A 17,576-nucleotide genomic window follows, 5' to 3' on the forward strand; every position below is an offset into this window, starting at 1 on the left:
CTCCTATAGTAAGGTGCTGTGATTAACCTTTTGTACCACCAGCAGTTAAGCCGGAGATAAAGTAACGTTGCAGTGATAAGAAAAGCAATCCAATTGGAATCGCTACTAATACAGAACCCGCTGCAAACAATGTGAAACTGTTCCCGAACTCATTCTTAATCATGTTAAACAGACCAACGGCAAGTGTCATCTTTTCATCCGAACTGATCAGAATAGACGCTAAGATAAAATCAGCGAACGGTGAGATGAAACTAAAAAGTGCGATTACCGCTAAGATTGGCTTTGAAAGCGGCAGGATGATCTGCCAAAAGATACGGAAGTGACCAGCGCCATCAATACGCGCAGATTCGTCTAGTTCTTTTGGAATCGTATCATAATAGTTTTTTGCCAAATATGTGTTCATCGGAATCAACCCACCGACATAAACAAGGATTAAAGCAAAGTGTGTATCTAGCAATCCTACTTGGTAAGCAAGGATGTAGATTGCAAGAATCGCAACGAATTGCGGGATCATCTGTAAGATTAAGAAAAGAAGTAATCCGTTCTTACGCCCTATGAACTTATATCTTGAGAATGCATAAGCCGTTAGGCCGATAAAGATAACAGAAAGAACCATCGTAATAAAACAAATCTTCAATGTGTTCCAATACCAGATCAGATAATCCGTTTCAGCAAATAGCTCTTTATAATGAGCGAGCGTCGCATTTTTTGGAATGATCGTAGAACTTGATAACGTGTTTCCAGGATTAAAAGAAGAACCTATTACCCAAAGGATGGGATAGATCACGATTGCGATCGCTGATAATAATACTAGATAGGACAGAGTTAAACGTATTCTTCTTGCTGTTTTTATACTCATATTAAATCATTCCTTCGTCCTTAAATGATTTCGTCTTTCTAAACTGCCACAATGCCAGTGACACGATGATCAACGATAATAATACAGTTACAGCTGCAGCCTTGCTGTATTGAGCTGAAGTCATCGTTAAGTTGTAGATCCAAGAGATCAAGATATCTGTCCCACCTGCATTTTGATCTGCTACTGCAGGTCCACCATTGTTAAATAGATAGATAACGTTAAAGTTATTAAAGTTAAACGTGTATTGCGTGATTAATATTGGTGCTGTTGTAAATAAGACCATCGGAAGGGTGATCTTACGGAATTTATCCCAGTTCGATGCTCCATCCACAGTCGCAGCTTCATAAAGTTCACCAGGAATTGACTGAAGCACACCTGTTGTCATCGCCATGATGAACGGGAAACCGAGCCATGATTGGATAAAGATCAAAGCCACCTTTGTATAGAACGGATCAGTCATCCAAGGTATGGAATCGATTCCAAGTGGTGCTAAAATAGATTGGTTGATCGCTCCGAATGTATCATTGAACAATCCTGAGAAAATTAAGATCGATACGAAAGCCGGTACAGCCCAAGGCAAGATTAATAGTGTACGAATGATCCCTTTAAACTTAATCTCTTTCTGGTTCAATACAACTGCTAAGAAAATACCGACAGAAACTTGAAGTGTAGTCGCTGTAAATGTCCAGATAATCGTCCATGCAAATACCGAGATAAACGTCTCACGCCAAATGTCTAAAGAGAAAATTTCAATAAAGTTTTTGAATCCAACCCAGTCAACAAGCTTTGCTGGGGGTGAGTTGTATAAGTTGTAGTTCGTAAAGGCTAACAACAACATAAAAATGATTGGAAAAATAACAACGAAGATCAACAATAAGAATCCAGGTCCAACCATTAAATAAGGAAACCCTTTATCTACTACATTGTGGTATTGCTCTTTTAGTGTGTTAAGTTTAACGCCGTTATCACGTTTTTTTCCGTTTTGAAAAGCATCATAGATATTAAAGTAGTAAAATCCTAATCCAATGCCTACTACAAGTATAGAGATTACACCGTTAACAAGTAAGAAGATGGAGTGATCTCTAGGTACTTCCGTTCCAAGCGTTACAATTCCCCATAGTCCAATGTTTAGAAAATCAAGAAATGCTATAAAATAACAAATTGCCAAAAACAAGAATGCGAAACCTTTAACAAATTGCTTGTTATAAAATTGCCCCATTCCTGGAATGATTGACAGCAAAGCTGCGGTCTTACGGTGTGTCATTACAGGTTTCCCCTTTCTTTTCCCCACTTTTGTGTATTGTTCGAAAGATTTTAGGACCCATTTATAAGTGAAATCTTTCCAACACACACAATAGTTAGAGAAAGCAGTACCCGCGACGTCTGGGTACCGCTTTCCAGTTACTGCTTATTATTTTTTACCATGGTTCGCTTCAATGTTTTGTCCGATCGTCTTAACTGCGCTTTCTAGAGCAGCTTTTGGCTCAGACTTGCCAGTTGCAGATAATTGAAGTGCGTTTGCAGCTGGAGCCCAAACTTCTGCCATTTCAGGAATGTTTGGCATTGGAACTCCACGTTCTGATTGAACGGCTACAGCTTTAGCTGCTTCGTTGTCTGCGATGATTGGGTCCTCCATTAAAGATACGATTGGAGGGATCTCTGCTGTTTTCTCAAAACGAGTCTTAGCGTTTTCTTCGTTTGTGATGAACTCAACAAGCTTCGCAGCCCACTCTTGGTTTGGAGAGAATTGGCTTACGTTGTAACCTTTAACACCGATAAACGTTTTTACATCTTCACCGTTTGGAAGTTTAGGCATTGGTGAAACACCAATATCGATTCCAGCATCTTTGTAGCCTTGGAAAGACCATGGTCCGTTCATTACAGAAGCAACTTTACCTTCTTGGAAAAGACCGTCGATCGTAGGGCCAGCTTTTTCACCGATGATTCCTTTAGGGAATAAGCCATCTTTGTACCAGCTAGTGATATAATCTAATCCTTCAACAGCACCTTCGTTAGAAAGACCAAGGTCTTTTGCATCTAAAGTTCCGTTGTCGTCTTTAAATACATAGCTTCCATACCCAGAAAGTACACCGTTTGCAAAGTAGAAATCTGTCCAGTTAGCTAAGAAACCATACTGTGCTCCACCTTTGTCACCTTTAGAGAATGCAAGTACATCATCAAAAGATTCAGGTGCTTCTGGCATTAATTTTTTGTTGTAGATGAATACAGGTGTTTCAGTTGATTTTGGAAGTCCGTAAAGCTTTCCATCATATGTTAATGCGTTAATTGAAGATTCAGTGTAAAGCTTTGTAACATCATCAGAAACTTTAATTGGTGCGATAAGACCTTCGATCGCTAATGGCCCGATACGGTCATGCGGAGTTGTAATAACATCCGGTCCTTTTTTAGCTGGTCCATCAAGACGAAGCTTCTCTTGTTGATCTAGCATCGGAATTTCTTTTAAATCAACTTTGATGCCGTATTTGTCTTCGAACTTTTTGATCGCGTCTTTCGTTCCAGCACCTTTTTCTTGGTCTTCCCACATTACTAATTTTTCAGGCTTGTCTGCAGCCGATTCTTTCTTGCCGCCTGTAGAAGAACTATCTTCTTGCGGTCCGCAAGCAGCTAACGCACTTGCAGCTAGAGCAAAAGTTAAAGGCAATGCTAATAACTTTTTCATCAATTGTACCCCCTATTATTGTTAAAAGATCAAAGCATACAAACGTTTGCACAGATTAGCAAAAAAAATGTTTTCTGTTTCTTATCATGTTTTCTGCTGTTTATGAAAACGATTGCATTACCTGCTCAATTTCATTATACCTATGCTTTGAATTTTTACAATACTTTTTTAATTATTTTTGGTTTCGCTTTCATTTCCCTTGATTTTGTTAGTGAAAGCGGTTTATACTATCACCATTACAAGTTGAAGGCAATGTACGTTCCTTAGGGGTACAACCTAGTTTCTATAGGTTGTGCCCTATTTTTTTTGTTGCCGAAAACTGAGAGGAGATCAAAATATGTTAAAAGAAGCAATATACCACAGAGCAGGCAACAACTTTGCTTATGCATATGACGAGAAAACCCTTCACATCCGTCTTCGTACAAAGAAAGGGGATGTGGATTCTGTAACGTTAATTCACGGTGATCCTTATGACTGGACAAAGGATGGCTGGCAGACGTCTCGATCGCTCATGACACTTTCGGGTACAGACGAATATTTCGATTACTATTTCATTGCGATTCAACCTTCTTATCGCCGTTTACGCTATGGATTTGAACTAAAAAGCGGTGATGAAACGTTAGTGTTTACCGAAAAAGGCTTCTATAATGAAGCTCCATTCGATGACACGGCTTATTACTTCTGTTTTCCATTTCTAAATGGCATAGATGTATTTCGTGCTCCTTCTTGGGTGAAGGACACGGTTTGGTATCAAATTTTCCCTGAACGGTTTGCAAATGGAGATAAGAGTAACGATCCTGAAGGTTCACTTCCATGGGCAAGTGAAGAACCAAAGTTTAATAATTTCTTTGGCGGAGATTTTCAAGGTGTGATCGATCACATCGATCACCTCGTTAAACTTGGTGTGACAGGGATCTATTTCACACCTATCTTTAAAGCGAAATCTAATCACAAGTACGATACGATCGACTATTTAGAGATCGATCCACAATTCGGTGATAAAGAAACGTTTAAGCAACTAGTGAAAGTTTGTCATGAAAACGGCATTAAAGTTATGCTTGATGCCGTGTTTAATCATAGCGGGTACTATTTTGAACCGTTTCAGGATGTGTTAAGTAATCAAGAAAACTCTTCTTATAAGAATTGGTTCCATTTAAGAGAATTTCCGATCCAGACTGAACCACGCCCTAATTATGATGCTTTTGCTTTCGAAAAAGCTATGCCGAAACTGAACACTGAAAATCCTGAAGTTCGAGATTACTTGCTCAAGGTTGCACGCTATTGGGTGGAAGAGTTTGATATCGACGGTTGGAGATTAGATGTTGCCAATGAAGTGGATCATTCATTTTGGAGAGAATTCAGAACAGCTGTTAAGTCTGTCAAACCAGATGCCTATATCTTAGGTGAGATCTGGCATGATTCGATGAATTGGCTCCAAGGAGATCAGTTCGATGCTGTTATGAACTATCCATTCACAAACGCAGCTCTTGATTTTGTAGCAAAAGAAACCATTGATGCAAAAGTATTTGCTGAAAAGATCACTGCTGTTCTTCATATGTATCCTGAAAATGTTAACGAAGCTGCGTTCAATCTTTTAGGGTCACATGATACAAAACGTGTTCTAACGTTTTGTGATGAGAATAAGGATAAGATGAAGTTATTGTTCTTATTAATGCTAACCTTTAAAGGAACTCCGTGTATCTATTATGGCGATGAGATCGGCATGACGGGTGGTAACGATCCTGGTTGCAGAAAATGTATGGAATGGGATGAAACGAAACAAGATCTAGATCTGTTCAATCACATCCAATCCTTGCTTACACTTCGTCAAAATCATAAGGTCCTAGCAAATGATGGAGAAATAAAGTTTATTAATGCTACTGAGCAAACATTGGTATACGAACGTTCAACAGAAGAAGAAAGTATTTGGATTCTTTTGAATGCGAGTGAAAACAGTGCGGACCTTTCGATTGAGATTCCTGAAGGCTACTCTCTTATTTTAGGGTCATCCATCTCAGACTCTCTTCCTGCATATGGTTTCAGTATCTATAGAAGAAATTAATGTTTTCCCCTCACTGTAAAAAGTGGGGGGATTTTATTTCAGTAAGTACGCATACCTGTTACAATAGGTAAATGTTAAAACCATACAATATAAACACGATGGAGAGGGATTTACATGAAAGGCAACAAAGCTGCTAAGCTTTCCCTTTTTGCCATAACGTGGCCAATATTTATTGAAATAATGCTTCATATGTTAATGGGGAACGCTGATACTCTCATGCTCAGTCAATATTCTGATCACTCTGTAGCCGCTGTGGGTCTTACGAATCAACTACTTTCAATCGTAATTGTTATGTTTGGGTTTGTTGCTACAGGAGCAAGTGTTGTTATTGCTCAGGCAATAGGTGCTAAACATGAACGAACTGCTGCTGAAGTAGCTGTCGTTGCGATCTTAGCAAACTTGCTTTTTGGCTTGCTCTTAAGTGCGGCGTTATTGCTCTTTGGAGATGTGTTTTTAAAATGGATGAATACTCCATCTGAGTTAATGGCGGAAGCATCGAGTTATCTTATGATTGTAGGAGGATTTTCTTTTATACAATCGGTCATCATGACGATTGGGGCTGCGATTAGAAGCTACGGTTTTACGAAAGATGCTATGTACGTGACGATTGGAATGAACATCATAAATGTATTTGGAAACTACTTATTTATCTTTGGAGCTTTCGGTTTTCCAGTACTGGGTGTTGAAGGTGTTGCGATTTCAACCTCTGTTAGTCGGTTTTTAGGCTTAGTTGTCATTCTATATCTATTATTCAAGCGTTCTTCTATACCACTGCCTTTTGCGAGCTCGTTCAAACTATTCCATCTTCATATTAAGAGTGTATTAAAAATCGGGTTGCCATCAGCCGGAGAACACCTTTCATATAGTGGATCTCAGATGCTGATCACATTCTTTATTACGCTACTTGGTACAACTGCACTAACGACTAAAGTGTATACGTTTAATATCATGATGTTTATCTTCCTTTTCGCTGTAGCGATCGGTCAAGGTACACAAATATTAATCGGTCACTTGATAGGTGCAAAATCATATGACGCTGCTTATAAGATGTGTCTCAAAAGCCAGACATATGCCATGATCATAAGTTTTCTTATGGCAGGGGTAGCTTCTCTATTCGCAAAGCCACTGCTGTCTATTTTTACAGACAATCCTGAGATTATTAAAGAAGGTACTATCCTCTTATACTTAACTTTGCTGCTAGAACCTGGCCGATCTTTTAATCTTGTTATCATATCAAGCTTGAGGGCTGCAGGTGATGTGAAGTTTCCGGTCATAATGGGTGTTATCTCTATGTGGGGTGTAAGTGTTCCTCTTGCTTACTTATTAGGAATAACATTTGACTTAGGCTTAATAGGAATTTGGCTAGCTTTCACTGCAGATGAATGGCTTCGTGGACTATTTATGTTGGCGAGATGGCGCAAGAGAAAGTGGCAAAAACAATTCATTGTGCCACAAGAAGCAACTGCATAAATACAAAAACCGGAGAACAATATGTTTTCCGGTTTTGTGTGTTTAATCTATGATATTTACATTATAATCAGTTAACCAACTGTCGATCTGTGCAAGATGAGCCATTAATTGCGGGCCTGTCATAAGCTGACCGAACCAAGGTTCTTTAAACGTCTCTCCATTCGTTTGAATGATTTCCTGAACGCGTGCTCGGTTTAACACTTCAAACAAAGGTGAATTCTTTTTCGCGACGATGCTCGTTAACCAATCTTTTACACCGTTCGTATAGTCTGGATGGAACGTTTTCGGATAAGGACTCTTTTTTCGATATAGTACATCATTCGGCAGTACACCGGTAAGTGCTTTTCTAAGTATTCCCTTCTCTCTCCCATCCAACATTTTCATGTCCCATGGAATGTTCCATGCGTATTCTACAATTCTATGATCTGCAAAGGGTACCCTTACTTCTAGTGATGCTCCCATGCTCATACGGTCTTTGCGATCCAATAGAGTCGTCATGAACCAAATCATATTTAAATAGAAGATCTCTCTTCTTCTCGCTTCTATTTTAGATTCTCCCTCTAAAGTTGGTGTTTCGTTCACTGTCTCTTCATATCGTTGCTGCACATACGAAGCTAGATTCAGTTTGCTAGCCCACGAGTCTTGCAAGAGGTTCTGACGCGCTTCCGTTGAACGCATCCAGGGAAACATCGGACGATTCAAGAGCTCTTCTTTATGAAACCATGGATACCCTCCAAAGATTTCGTCTGCACATTCTCCAGATAAAGCAACGGTTGACTGTGGTTTGATCTGACGACAGAACCATAAAAGTGAAGAATCAACATCAGCCATACCTGGCAGATCCCTTACTGTGACAGCTTCACGCAAATGATTGATCAACAGTTCATTATCAATCACGCAGCTATGATGAACAGATCCTGTAGCCTCAACCATCTGATTGATCCAATACGCATCTGAATTGGGTTGATAATCACTCGCTTTAAAGTACTTCTCATTATCAACATAATCGATGCTGAACGTATGAAGTTCACCCTTGTTTTCTTCTTTAAAATATTTAGCTGCGATTGAGGTGATGGCACTTGAATCGAGGCCTCCAGAAAGAAATGTACACACGGGTACGTCCGCAACCAGCTGTCGTGTTACTGCATCCGTCACAAGAACCTTCACTTTTTCAATCGTGTCTTCTAATGAGTCTTGATGTGGTTTACTTTCCACGTTCCAATACCGCCAAATTTTCATACCGTTTTTAGAATACGTCGCAGCATGTGCTGGGCGAAGTTCTTTTATTCCTTTATAAACACCATTACCAGGTGTACGGGATGGTCCTAGTCCGAACACCTCTTGTAATCCTTCACGATCGACTTCAGCCTTCACTTCAGGATGAGCGAGTATGGATTTTATTTCGGATCCAAATAACAACATTCCGCCTTTTTCCGTAAAAAAGAACGGCTTAACTCCCAGTCGATCTCGAGCTACAAATAAACTTTGCTTCTCTTCATCCCAAATTCCAAATGCGAATATACCATTAAACCTATCAATACAGCTTTCTCCCCACTCTATATAGGAAGTAAGCAAAACTTCTGTATCGGAATGTCCCTCAAACGTATAACCTCTTTGTAAAAGTTCTTTTCGTAGGTCTTCTGTGTTGTAAAGCTCTCCATTGTAGCAAAGCGTATAATTCCACTGGTTCTTTGTTCTTGTCATCGGCTGGACGCCGCCTTCAATATCTACTACTGCTAACCTAGCATGACCAAACCCTGCATGTGTGGTACTCCATACATTGAGTGCATCTGGTCCTCTTTTTGACAAAGGTGTGGCCATCTTGATTAATATATTTTTTTCATGTGTGAGGTTACGATTCCAATCTGCCCAACCGGTTATTCCGCACATTGGTTTCATCCTTTCTATAGAAACTCCATTTCTAGTACGTATGCCCATTACTCAGCATATGCTTTTATCCTTGTACCGGTGTTTTTTAAAAATTTGTGTATGTTCTTATAAGTTGTATATAATGAATACATATTTCAGAAGATAAAGGTGATCATTAAATGCCACAGTCGAAGTTTTTTCGTATCGGTTACGGATTTCTCCTCATTTTTCTAATTATTTTGGTAGGAACAAAGATTGATTTTATTTTCAGGCCGATCGTCGTTCTTGTTCAAACGTTATTTTTTCCGTTTTTGCTTGGCGGTGTTCTTTATTATCTTTTCCGGCCAGTCGTTCAGTTTTTGCATAAACGAAAAGTTCCTAAGGTATTATCCATCCTTCTCATCTACCTGCTTGCGATCGGATTATTCGTATTGCTGTTCTATTCTATTGGTCCGATTCTACAAAGACAGGTTAGTAATCTAATTGAGAATACCCCTGCTTTAATCGATGCTATTCGATCTAAGCTGAATGATTTACAGCAGAATGAATGGGTAAGCCGTTTCCAAGAAAGTGAACAGTTTGATGTAAAAGAAATCTCTGATAAAGTAACCGCTTATCTGTCTACTAGTGTTCAGACAATTGGTACAAACATCGCAAACTTTATTGGAATCATTACAAACATTATTATGATTTTTGTTACCGTACCTTTTATACTGTATTACATGCTTAAAGAAGGTGAGAAAGCTCCACAGATGGTGCTTCAAACACTTCCTGAAAGACAGCGTAATAATGGAACAAAAATTCTAAAAGACATGGACATCGCACTTAGTTCTTATATCCAAGGGCAGATCTTGGTCAGTGTCTGTGTGGGTACAATGCTGTATATCGGTTATCTCGTAATCGGAATCGACTACTCGCTGATTCTAGCTATAATCGCCATGTTCACAAACGTGATTCCGTTCCTCGGACCGATTATCGGAGTCGTTCCCGCATTGATCGTAGCGATTGTAGATTCACCGGCGATGGTGATCAAAGTTCTAGTCGTTATGGTTATCGCTCAGCAGATCGAAGGAAATGTAATCTCTCCGCAAGTTATGGGTAAGAAGCTGGATATCCACCCGCTTACCATTATTTCGATCTTGCTTGTTGCAGGAAGCCTAGGTGGTCTGCTTGGATTGATTCTAGCCGTTCCAGTATATGCGGTGTTAAAAGTTATTGCCCTGCACACGTATCGCTTAATCAATCTTAGAAAATCAAAAGAGTTATAAGAATAATGAGGGAATGGAAAAAAGCATCGACTACTGAAGTCTGATGCTTTTTTCTTTGCTCGTATTTTCTGTATAGCGCTCGTCCAGCGTGCTTGTCAGCCACCGGACGAGCGCCAACTTGTTATTTCAAAAGAAAACACACCATTTCGTTCGAATGAAATGGTGTGCTCTGTATATTATTGAGCTTCTTGGGGCTGTTTATCGTAGATTGGAACCCAGCCTTCTTTTGATTTAAAGATGCGAACCGCTACTACTTTACGATCTTCTTGCAGCGTGAAATAGTGACGGAAATTTTCTGGAACAGAGATAAGGTCTCCTGGTTCAAGTTCAACATCGAAGAATCTTCCATTAGGTCCTTCGATCGCAAAGATTCCATGTCCAGAAACGATAAAGCGTACTTCATCATCCGTGTGATGATGTTCTGATAAGAAGTTTTTCAATAGCTCATCTAAGTTTGGTGTCGCATCAGAAAGTGAGATAACATCTTCTGTCACATATCCTCTGCGCTCAGAAATATCATCGATCTCACTGCGGAAGGTTTGAATCACTTCTGCTTTGTCCTTATCACTTAACGAGAAATTTTCACGAAGATGCGCTGGAAGTTTTTCAATGTCCCATTTCTCGTATATAACTTCTTGAGAGTTCAGATACGCTTCTACCTCACTCTGTTTTTCAATTCTTTCGTTGTTATCATGAAATCGTAGTTGTGCCATTTTTAACGCCTCCAAATGATTGATTTTTATTTAAAACGTTTAAAGTTTGTAACTTGATGTGGTAAGAGAAAAGAAACTCAAAAGCTTCTAAATGTTTCTTCGCTTCAAAAGCATTTCTTCCCCATACGGTAATACCATGATTGCGAATCAAGACAGCTTTTGTATCCTGTTTGATTACTGTACCCACTGCTTCAGACAGCTTCGAAAGATCAGCATAATTTTCAACGATCGGAACCGTGATACGGCCTTCTTCCTCCCATATCCCAAATGCTTTAATCAGTTCTTGGCCTTGGAATGTAATCTCTCCTGCATCACCATACAATTCAGAGATTAAGTTATTATCCACGGTGTGAACGTGTAAACAACAGCCTGCTTTCGTTAACCGATACACTTCACAATGAATACCTGTTTCTGCCGAAGCTTTCAAATGCGTTTCTTCTACCGGTTCACCGAACTGATCCACTAAAAGAAAGTCTTCTGAGGTACGTTTTGTTTTATCTTTTCCGCTTGCAGAAACGTAAAAAGCGAGAGGTGAATCGCTTACTTTAATGGATACGTTACCACTGGTTCCAGGAAACCAGTCTCTTGATGCCAGTTCATCCTTAACATCTGCAAGCTCATTCCAGCGCTGTTGTTTACTCAACTTTTTACACCTCTTTTCTCTAAGACATGAATGATGTCATGAAAGGTTTCAAATGGTGTGTATGGTATTTGGTTTTCTTCACATTTTTCAATCAGATAATCTCTTGCGAAAACAACATCAGCCATCTTAGAAGCTTGAAGATCAGTAATCGAATCCCCGATCACAATCTTTTCAGCTCGGGGAAACTTCTCTTCCAGCCGCCTTATAACAGACGGTTTACAACATCCACAATCATTGTCACATTGATCATCACATACATTCGGCCAAGTGATTTTTATCATGTCGTTTGTAAAATCACTTGCGTTACAAAAAACATAGTCTTTTTCTAGTTTGTTCTCTAGTACAGGATGAACAAAAAAATCAATACCACCGCTAACGATGTAAAGTGGAATCCTCTCACTTTGAGTAAATGAGATAAATTCCTGAAAACCGTCTCTAATCTTAGAACGTGTTACAACGAATTCAATGATCTCTTCCTTTTTGTCCGAAGAGATTCTCGAAAACAATTTACCGACTCCTTCTCGAATCGAGATGGTTTCATTCAAGATTTCATTCACGATCGGCTGCCAGCCCTCGGGTGAAAATTCTTCCATGATCGCAACGATATTATCTTTCTCAGTTACAGTTCCATCAAAATCACAAAAGATTACCGATTGGTGTAGAGTTGTCATTTTACTGGAACACCACCCCAAAGCTCTAATGCTTTTTGTAGTTCTAGATGTTTTTCTGCAAAACTCTCAAAGTCTTCCCCTTTAACGACGGCATCTATCGCTTGACGGAAGGCACGTGCTCCACCTGCTGCTCCATCTGGATGACCATGTATTCCTCCACCTGCGTTTATAACACTGTCCAATCCGAAGTCATTGTATAAAACCGGTGTTAAACCTGGGTGGATACCTGCTGATGGAACTGGGAACGACTTGTTTAATGAGATGCTATCTGTTGTTAAGGCACCCGCAATACTTAGGGTTTCGTTACGATCAAGGGCTACGCTTCCATATGGTGATGGGAACAACACCAGATCTGCCCCTGCATAACGAAGCAGTTTACCCAATAAAACGGAATAACCAATCCCGTAGAGAGATGATGATCCTATAGCTCCAGATAGTGCAGGATGCGCCATGATTGGAAGAGGTATCTCTTTATCTTCTGCCAATTCTTGTAATACATCTGGTCCATAGGATAGTACGTTAAACAATAATGCGTTAGCACCTAATTCTGCTGCGCGCCGCGCTTTATCTCGAAGTCCACTCGTTCTGCCTGTCAAGTTAACTGCGTAGAGCGTCTTTTCGCCAGTTCGCTCATGAACGGACTTTAAAACTTCTTTAGCGATTCTTACTCTTTCTTCAAAAGGCGTAAGTGGGTTCTCAAATAGAATTTCATCATCTTTCACAAGATCTACCCCGCCTAAAGCCTGCTCATATAATTGTTGTTTGAAGAATGATAGATCTTTTCCGAGCACCCCTTTAAAAATACTCATAACAAGTGGACGGTTATGTACGCCTAAGATATCTCGGATTCCAGTTATCCCAAACTTTGGACCAGGAAATTGCTGTTCTAGATTCTTATCAAACTCTAAATCTACGAGTTTGATCTCACCATCTAACGAAAGTTTACCGAAAACCGTCGTTAGTATAGCGGGAATGTCATTTGAAAAGTTTGCTGATGGATAGGAAATCTTAAGTAAGCCTCTAGTTCTTTTACTTCCTAAAAATTGATCTGTACGTGGATCTTCAGGAAGTTCAATGACTTCTTCCACGATACCTTTATGTTTTTTTAGCTGTTCTTGCTCAAGTTGAGGAAGATCAGTCCATGAACCTACAGTAAGTCCTAGCGCAATGCCTTCCGCTTTTTTGTATAGATTTTCTTTTTTATCATGTACCAAGTACGTTGCTGTAATTTTACTCATGTTCGTAGTTCTCCTTTCAAAAACGCAAAAAACCCCTTCACGAGGAAGGGGTGTCTACATATTGACAGTTCCGCTTCCTCTTATCTCTCAGTCAAACGTTCGACTGCAAGAATTAGCACCGTTTTCAGTTAAGAAAAATTAACTGAATGGTTGCCGGGTTTCATCGGGCTAGTCCCTCCACCTGCTCTTAATAAGAGTGCAAATTGTTAGAATATAATTTTAATTGTGATTATGACAGGGTATGAAGGATCTGTCAACCAAAATCTTCAATATCTTATTAGTAAGCTTTAAAGTTTTTGAAAGATGTTGATCTCCGTTCCAGATACTCGCTTTCCACGGGGCAGAAGGTGAGCCACATTCGTACGTTTCACTCTTAAGTGTCTCACCTGCCCGCCTGTCCCGTAGGAGTCTCGCATCTTACACTCCATTCAACTAATCAAAGAGGCATAAAGAATTAAATAAAACTTCTAAAACAATTTAGTAATTCGATCAGCAGCCTCTATCAGACGTTCTTCTGACGTTAGTAAGCCGGCACGTACATATCGATCGCCTTCACTTCCAAATCCGATGCCAGGTGCGACGACGACATGTGCTTTCTCAAGCAAATAGTCAGCGAACGTTTCTGATGTATACCCTTCAGGTACAGGTAGCCAGCAGAAGAAGGAACCTTTTGGCGATTCCACGTTCCATCCGTTTTCATTCAAACGTCCGATGAATGCATTTCGGCGTCTTTCATATGTATCTACCAGTTCATCCACACATTGCTGTGAGCCGTTCAATGCCTCAGCTGCTGCATGCTGAACCGCTCCAAACAAGCTTACATAAAAATGATCTTGAAGTAGATTAATGGATTCGATGACAGATTCATTTCCAACCGCGAAACCAACGCGCCATCCTGCCATGTTATACGTTTTAGAAAGGGTATAGATCTCTATGCCTACGTCTTTTGCTCCTTCGGTCTGTAGAAAGCTGATCGGCTTCTGTCCTTCAAATCCAATAGCTCCATAAGCAAAATCATGGCAAACGAGAATATCATGTTTGTTAGCGAGTTCTACTGTCTCTTTAAAAAATGATTCCGTTGCAACACCTGCTGTAGGATTGTTCGGATAGTTTAAGAACATAAGCTTTGCTTTGTTCAAGACCGTTTCATGTAAATCATCGTACTTCGGGAGGAATTCATTTTCTTTTCTTAAAGGCATTGTCTCCATCGAAGCACCAGCCATTGCTACACCTGACCAGTAATCCGGGTATCCTGGATCTGGAACGAGGGCAACATCTCCTGGGTTTAAGTAGCACTGTGATAACTCTACTAATCCCACTTTTCCCCCAAAGAGAATAGCTACTTCTTTATCAGGATCTAAGGTCACACCATACTCTCTTTGATAAAAATCGGCAGCAGCCTGCTTTAAGAATCCGTGTCCTCGAAACGGGGAGTATTTATGAAAGTCAGGTCTTTCTGCACCTTCCTTCAATGCTTCAACGATATGCTGTGGCGTTGGTCGATCGGGATTTCCTTGTCCTAGATTAATAACGTCATAGCCTTGCTCCACATAGTGAGATACTTTTTTTACAAGCTTGGCGAAAAATTGCTCTGGCAATTTCCCCATCACTTCTGCCTGTTCAAAACGTTTCACGACGATCACTTCCAGTCTAATTTGAATGTTCTTGAAATTCTAATCAGTTATGTTATACGCTTAAGGAAATTCTGTAAAGACTTTTTTACAATCTGGAGGATACAATCATGAAAATTGCCTGCATTCAAGTCGACATACATTATGGCGATCCTAAAAAAAACTATGAACACATTGAAAATAAAATTCGTGAAGCAGTTGTTCAGCATCAACCTGATACGATTGTTCTCCCAGAACTATGGGATACAGGATATGACCTAACACGCTTAGATGAGATTAGCGATGAGAATGGCGAGAGAGCAAAGCACTGGTTAAGCTCCTTATCAAAAGAACTTGATATCAATATTGTTGGCGGTTCTATCGCTTACCGTGATGAGGATGAAGTATTTAACACTTCTCTCACCTACAGCCGAAACGGTGAACCGATCTCTACGTACTCAAAAGCTCATCTAATCACATTGATGGAAGAAGAAAAGTATATCTCTCCCGGGAATATCAGTACACTGTTTACACTCGATGGCACCCTTTCCACACTTGCAATCTGTTATGACATTCGATTTCCTGAATGGATTCGTGCTCCTTTCTTAAACGGCGCTAAGGTTTTATTCGTTCCCGCAGAATGGCCCATTCAAAGACAATCTCATTGGCGAGCTCTGCTTATCGCACGTGCTATAGAGAATCAATGCTACGTGGTTGCATGCAATCGGGTCGGAAGCGATCCTAAAAATACCTTTGCCGGTCAATCGTTGATCATTGACCCTTGGGGAGATATTATCGCTGAAGGATCTGTACACGATGAGGAGACCATTACAGCAGAGATATCACCTGAATTAGTAGACGAAGTACGCGAAAAGGTTCCTGTGTTTAACGACCGTCGAACAGACCTGTATTAAACCTTTTTGAAAAATTGTGTTGACAGATCTTCACATCACGTTGTAGTATAACGATTATGAATTGCGTGAATATTATTACGCATTAAAAAAACGAATAATTTTGGTCTCTTATCAAGAGCAGGTGGAGGGATATGGCCCGATGAAACCCAGCAACCGACCGTAATACCATTGCAAGATGGGGCGCCCGCATTATATGGGGAGCCGCTGATTTAGTCAGCGTATGGCACGGTGCTAATTCCGGCGAAACAATTTTGTTTTGCTAAGATAAGAGGCGCGGGAAATCATCATTCCGAGCCTCTTTTCTTATACGAAAAGAGGCTCTTTTTATTTGTAAAAAAACTTTCCGGGGGGAACAAAAATGAGCGTACAAGTAAAACCTACATATGAACCGTTAAATAAACTGACAGTCCTTGATGTGGTAAAACCTTTAGCATTTTTCGATGAATCCGAACATAGCCAACTGCTTGTTAAAGAGATTGGAGATGGCAACTTAAACCTTGTTTTTCATATAGAAAGTGCACTCTCTAAAAAAGCGGTGATCGTCAAACAAGCACTTCCATATGCAAAAGTGGTTGGCGAAAGTTGGCCGTTAACACTAGACCGTGCACGTATTGAGAGCGAAGCCTTACTAAAAGAAGCCGAATCAGTTCCTCACTTAGTTCCTAAAGTTTTGTATTCAGATTCAACACTTGCCGTAACGGTTATGGAAGATTTATCTGATCATGTCATTCTTCGAAAAGGGCTAATTGAAGGACAGATCTACCCACAACTTGCTAATGACATTGGAACGTTTGCAGCTAAGACAGCTTTTTATTCTAGCGACTTTTATCTTCATCCGTTTGAAAAGAAAGAACAAGTGAAACGATTCTCAAACCCTGAACTGTGTAAGATCACTGAAGACTTAGTGTTCACAGATCCTTTTTTCAACATCGAAACGAACGACTTCCCTGCTGAACTTCAAAGTGAAGTTGATGTCATTTGGAACGACACAGAGCTTCTAAAAGAAGTAGCTCAACTCAGACTTTCATTCTTAACAAAAGCTGAAGTCCTCCTTCATGGTGATCTACATTCTGGAAGTATTTTTGTGAAAAGCGATTCTACTAAAGTGATCGATCCTGAGTTTGCGTTCTATGGCCCAGCAGGATTTGATATCGCTCATTTCATAGCGAACCTTGCTCTTAATCACCTTTCTCAAAATGCTCATGCGAAAGAGCCGTTTCATCGAGAGACTTTACAAACTTATCTTTTAGAAACCATCGAAAAAACTTGGGAAACATACAGTGAAACATTCACACAGCTTTGGAACGAGAAAGCGACAGATCCTTTTGCCAAGATTTTGGGTGTTCTTGAAAATTTCTTAGAAAAAACGTTTCAAGAAGCGATTGGATTTGCTGGTTGTGAAATCATTCGAAGAACGATCGGACTTGCACATGTAGCTGATCTAGACTCTATTCCCCAAAAAGAAGTGGAGCTCTTTTATAAAAAAACAGCCCTAGAGCTAGGTGCAAAACTGATTAAGAATCAGAGAAAACTTACAAACATCACAGAACTTACTGACTGGATTAGAGGTGCTTAAATT

15 protein-coding genes and 2 riboswitches are annotated in these 17,576 nt (G+C 40.0%); of the genes, 5 read left to right on the forward strand and 10 right to left on the reverse strand.

Going from position 1 to position 17,576, the window contains the following annotated elements:
* Window positions 1-22 precede the first annotated feature (22 nt).
* From ACFS5O_RS16840 to ACFS5O_RS16850, 3 genes are all read right to left on the reverse strand, one after another.
* A complete protein-coding gene (locus tag ACFS5O_RS16840; RefSeq protein ID WP_066393025.1) occupies window positions 23-859 on the reverse strand; it encodes a sugar ABC transporter permease in 837 nt (278 codons plus the stop codon).
* A gap of 1 nt (window position 860) precedes the next feature.
* Complete coding sequence (locus ACFS5O_RS16845; RefSeq protein WP_066393023.1) at window positions 861-2,123, reverse strand: carbohydrate ABC transporter permease; 1,263 nt, start codon at window positions 2,121-2,123, stop codon at window positions 861-863.
* Window positions 2,124-2,270: 147 nt separating this feature from the next.
* Entirely contained in the window at window positions 2,271-3,539 is a 1,269-nt protein-coding gene (locus tag ACFS5O_RS16850) for an extracellular solute-binding protein (protein WP_205725918.1), read from the reverse strand.
* Window positions 3,540-3,876: 337 nt separating this feature from the next.
* Here ACFS5O_RS16850 and ACFS5O_RS16855 point away from each other — a divergent pair, with 337 nt between their 5' ends.
* Together ACFS5O_RS16855 and ACFS5O_RS16860 are read left to right on the forward strand one after the other, a co-directional pair.
* Window positions 3,877-5,601 (forward strand): glycoside hydrolase family 13 protein, encoded by a 1,725-nt coding sequence (locus ACFS5O_RS16855; protein ID WP_205725917.1) that lies wholly within the window; start codon window positions 3,877-3,879, stop codon window positions 5,599-5,601.
* Between the two features lie 114 nt (window positions 5,602-5,715).
* Window positions 5,716-7,071 (forward strand): MATE family efflux transporter, encoded by a 1,356-nt coding sequence (locus ACFS5O_RS16860; protein WP_205725916.1) that lies wholly within the window; start codon window positions 5,716-5,718, stop codon window positions 7,069-7,071.
* Window positions 7,072-7,113: 42 nt separating this feature from the next.
* On the opposite strand, the gene asnB is transcribed toward ACFS5O_RS16860, so the two are convergent.
* Complete coding sequence (asnB, locus tag ACFS5O_RS16865; protein WP_205725915.1) at window positions 7,114-8,961, reverse strand: asparagine synthase (glutamine-hydrolyzing); 1,848 nt, start codon at window positions 8,959-8,961, stop codon at window positions 7,114-7,116.
* 158 nt (window positions 8,962-9,119) lie between these two features.
* Between asnB and ACFS5O_RS16870 the strand changes: the two genes are divergently transcribed.
* Window positions 9,120-10,208 carry an AI-2E family transporter gene (locus ACFS5O_RS16870; RefSeq protein WP_066393011.1) on the forward strand — a complete coding sequence of 363 codons (1,089 nt, stop codon included), beginning with the start codon at window positions 9,120-9,122 and terminating at the stop codon, window positions 10,206-10,208.
* 176 nt (window positions 10,209-10,384) lie between these two features.
* On the opposite strand, the gene ACFS5O_RS16875 is transcribed toward ACFS5O_RS16870, so the two are convergent.
* From ACFS5O_RS16875 to ACFS5O_RS16900, 6 genes are all read right to left on the reverse strand, one after another.
* A complete protein-coding gene (locus ACFS5O_RS16875; protein ID WP_205725914.1) occupies window positions 10,385-10,921 on the reverse strand; it encodes a 1,2-dihydroxy-3-keto-5-methylthiopentene dioxygenase in 537 nt (178 codons plus the stop codon).
* Window positions 10,899-11,564, reverse strand: coding sequence for a methylthioribulose 1-phosphate dehydratase (locus ACFS5O_RS16880; protein WP_205725913.1), 666 nt, complete (start codon window positions 11,562-11,564; stop codon window positions 10,899-10,901). Before ACFS5O_RS16880 ends, ACFS5O_RS16875 begins: the two co-directional genes overlap by 23 nt.
* Complete coding sequence (locus tag ACFS5O_RS16885) at window positions 11,561-12,235, reverse strand: 2-hydroxy-3-keto-5-methylthiopentenyl-1-phosphate phosphatase (RefSeq protein WP_205725912.1); 675 nt, start codon at window positions 12,233-12,235, stop codon at window positions 11,561-11,563. The genes ACFS5O_RS16880 and ACFS5O_RS16885 overlap by 4 nt, the downstream gene beginning before the upstream one ends.
* Window positions 12,232-13,473, reverse strand: coding sequence for a 2,3-diketo-5-methylthiopentyl-1-phosphate enolase (locus tag ACFS5O_RS16890; protein WP_205725911.1), 1,242 nt, complete (start codon window positions 13,471-13,473; stop codon window positions 12,232-12,234). The genes ACFS5O_RS16885 and ACFS5O_RS16890 overlap by 4 nt, the downstream gene beginning before the upstream one ends.
* Before the next feature lie 77 nt (window positions 13,474-13,550).
* Window positions 13,551-13,670, reverse strand: a riboswitch (SAM riboswitch).
* 90 nt (window positions 13,671-13,760) lie between these two features.
* Window positions 13,761-13,889 carry a hypothetical protein gene (locus tag ACFS5O_RS16895; protein WP_318300192.1) on the reverse strand — a complete coding sequence of 43 codons (129 nt, stop codon included), beginning with the start codon at window positions 13,887-13,889 and terminating at the stop codon, window positions 13,761-13,763.
* A gap of 51 nt (window positions 13,890-13,940) precedes the next feature.
* Window positions 13,941-15,107, reverse strand: a complete 1,167-nt coding sequence (locus ACFS5O_RS16900) for a pyridoxal phosphate-dependent aminotransferase (protein ID WP_205725910.1) — start codon at window positions 15,105-15,107, stop codon at window positions 13,941-13,943.
* A 107-nt stretch (window positions 15,108-15,214) separates the two neighbouring features.
* Between ACFS5O_RS16900 and ACFS5O_RS16905 the strand changes: the two genes are divergently transcribed.
* On the forward strand, window positions 15,215-15,997 hold the full coding sequence (locus ACFS5O_RS16905) for a carbon-nitrogen family hydrolase (protein WP_205725909.1): 783 nt from the start codon (window positions 15,215-15,217) through the stop codon (window positions 15,995-15,997).
* Window positions 15,998-16,102: 105 nt separating this feature from the next.
* Window positions 16,103-16,268, forward strand: a riboswitch (SAM riboswitch).
* Between the two features lie 87 nt (window positions 16,269-16,355).
* Window positions 16,356-17,573 carry an S-methyl-5-thioribose kinase gene (gene mtnK / locus ACFS5O_RS16910; protein WP_205725908.1) on the forward strand — a complete coding sequence of 406 codons (1,218 nt, stop codon included), beginning with the start codon at window positions 16,356-16,358 and terminating at the stop codon, window positions 17,571-17,573.
* The last annotated feature ends 3 nt before the right edge of the window (window positions 17,574-17,576 follow it).

The organism is Fictibacillus nanhaiensis, from assembly GCF_042686385.1.
Classification (GTDB): domain Bacteria; phylum Bacillota; class Bacilli; order Bacillales; family Fictibacillaceae; genus Fictibacillus; species Fictibacillus nanhaiensis.